Annotated in this window: 3 protein-coding genes and 1 tRNA gene; 2 read left to right on the forward strand and 2 right to left on the reverse strand. The window is 70.8% G+C overall.

Annotated features, from left to right (window positions below):
• Both rnc and C4313_RS11545 read right to left on the reverse strand, forming a co-directional pair.
• The coding region (gene rnc, locus C4313_RS11540; protein WP_352429996.1) for a ribonuclease III at positions 1-718 on the reverse strand (718 nt) is incomplete at its 3' end.
• 168 nt (positions 719-886) lie between these two features.
• Positions 887-962 (reverse strand) — tRNA-Gly (locus C4313_RS11545).
• A 123-nt stretch (positions 963-1,085) separates the two neighbouring features.
• On the opposite strand from C4313_RS11545, the gene C4313_RS11550 reads away from it, so the two are divergent.
• Positions 1,086-1,622 carry a shikimate kinase gene (locus C4313_RS11550; RefSeq protein ID WP_352429997.1) on the forward strand — a complete coding sequence of 179 codons (537 nt, stop codon included), beginning with the start codon at positions 1,086-1,088 and terminating at the stop codon, positions 1,620-1,622.
• Positions 1,619-2,517: ABC transporter ATP-binding protein (locus C4313_RS11555; RefSeq protein WP_352429998.1), on the forward strand; the 899-nt coding region annotated here is incomplete at its 3' end. The genes C4313_RS11550 and C4313_RS11555, both read left to right, overlap by 4 nt.

Genomic DNA, 2,517 nt, shown 5'->3' on the forward strand with positions numbered 1-2,517 from the left:
CGTCCCGGGCGGCCTCCCGGGTGGCTTCCCGTTTGCTGGAGCCCTGGCCCTCACCGACCACCTCGTCGCCGATCAAAACCTGGACCGTGAACCGGGCCGCGTGGGGCGGGCCCTCCACGGCCACCACCCGATAGATGGGGGTCTTGCCCCGCACCGACTGGCTCCAGTGCTGCAGCCGCCCCTTCGGATCCTGCCACTCCAGATCCTGGAGCGCCCCCGCGACAGCCTCGGAGAGCAACCGGTTCAACAGCGGCTCCACGGCCGCCAGCCCCCCGTCCAGATAGAGGGCGCCCACCACCGCCTCGAACGCGTCGGCCAGCACCGAGGGACGGATCCGTCCGCCGCTCTCCGCCTCCCCGCGCCCCAGGCGCAGCCAGCGCCCCAGTTCCAGCGCCTCGGCCCACGCCGCCAGCCGCTCCCGGCGGATCAGCGCGGTGCGCACCTCCGTCAGACGCCCCTCCGACCAATCCGGGAACCGCTGGAACAGCCAGGCGCTGACCAAAAGCTGCAGGACGGCGTCGCCGAGGAACTCCAGGCGCTCGTTGTCCCGGATGCCTTCCTCCGGGTGCTCATTGACATAAGAACGATGGGTGAGGGCCTCCAAGAGCCGTGCGGGGTCCCGAAAGGACCAGCCCAGCCGGGCCTCCAGGAGCGCCTGCTCCGGGACCACCTCCTTTCGGGCTTCGGCGGAGGGGACGGGTTCCCCACGAGCCGCCATGGGGCCTTCCTCTGGGACGGACAGCGGGCGGGCCTCCGACGCGCCCGTCGAAAGAAGCCAGCGCCAGATGGACGGCCAGCGCGACCACCAGGGTTTCATCTCCCGCCTTCCCCTTGAGATCCAGCCCTCCCCCCAAAAGAAAAGGGGCAGATCGGAGATCTGCCCCCCTGGAGCGGGCGACGGGATTCGAACCCGCGGCCTTTGGCTTGGGAAGCCAACGCTCTACCACCTGAGCTACGCCCGCGCTTCTATCTATGAATTTAGCGGGTCCGCCTGTCCTTGTCAAATCCGGCGGCCTCCGAGATGGCGCCCCCCCGGGTTCCGGATACAATCCCCAACGGATGGACCGCGGACGGAGGGCGCCGCCGTGCCGGCCCGGAACCTGGTCCTGACCGGCTTTATGGGCGTGGGGAAGACGACCATCGGCCGCCGCCTGGCCGCCCGGTTGGGACGGCCCTTTCTCGATTTCGACGAGGAGATCGTCCGCCGAGCCGGGCAGACGATCCCGGAGCTCTTCGCCACCGAGGGAGAGGCGGCCTTCCGCGCCTGGGAAGCGGCCCTCTGCCGGGAATGGGACCAGCCTCGGGGGTGGGTCCTGGCCACCGGCGGGGGAACGTGCCTCGATCCAACGAACCGCACGCGGCTGGAGGCGGGGGGCTATGTGTTCTTCCTGTATGCGGATTTAGAGGAACTGGCCCGACGGCTGGCGGGCGGAGGGGATCGGCCGCTGCTCCGTTTGGGCCCCGGGGAGACGCTGCTGGACCGCCTGCGGGCGTTGTGGGCCGCCCGCGAGGCGGCCTATCGGGCCATCCCGCGCTGGATCGACACCACCGGCCGTCCGCCCGAGGCCGTTGTGGAGGAGATCCTCGGCCAATACTGGACGCTGGAGGCCCAGGGGGAATGATCCGCGTCGAAGGCCTGACCAAGCGCTACAACAGCATCCTGGCCGTCGAGGGGCTCACCTTCGAGGTCCCCCCGGGGGAATGTCTGGCCCTGCTGGGGCCCAACGGCGCTGGCAAAACCACCACCCTCCGGCTGCTCTGCGGCCTGATCGCGCCCACCGCGGGACATATCTGGATCGCCGGGGAGCCGATGGGGCCGGAGCGCCACGACCTGCGGGGACGGATCGGCTACCTTCCGGAGGCCCCAGGGTTCTGGGAGCGGCTGCCGGCCGCCAAGAACTTGGAGATCTACGCCCGGCTGTATGGCCTTCCGGATCCCCGCCGGCGGGTCGCCGCGCTGTTGGAGGCCTTCGGCCTGGCGGATCGGGCGCGGGAGCCGGTGGCGGCCTTCTCCAAAGGGATGCGCCAGCGGCTGGCCCTGGCCCGGGCCCTGCTGCCGGACCCGCCGATCCTGCTTCTGGACGAGCCGACGGCAGGGCTGGACCCCGAGGCCGCGCGCGAGGTCCGCCAATGGCTCCGCGACCTGAAGGGCCAGGGACGGACCATCCTGCTTTCCACCCACCTTCTGGAGGAAGCGGAACGATTGGCAGATCGGGTGGCCCTGCTGCGGACCCGCCTGTTGGCCCTAGACGCTCCGGACCGCCTGCGGGCCCAGCTCTTCGGGACGGTGGTGATCATCGAATGCGAAGGCGACCCGGCGCCCTTCCTCCCCCTGATCCGCTCGCACCCCGGGGTGCAGAGGGTGGTCCCTTCGCCCGCGGGGCCTGTGGAAGTCACCGTGACCGACCCCCGGGCGGTCACCCCCGAGCTGATCCGCCGCCTGGTGGCGGCCGGCGCCTCCCTCCTGCAAGTTGCCCCCCGAAAGGTCCCCCTGGAGGACCTCTATCTCCAGATCCT

It is taken from the genome of Thermoflexus sp. (assembly GCF_040289485.1).
Taxonomy (GTDB): Bacteria; Chloroflexota; Anaerolineae; order Thermoflexales; family Thermoflexaceae; genus Thermoflexus.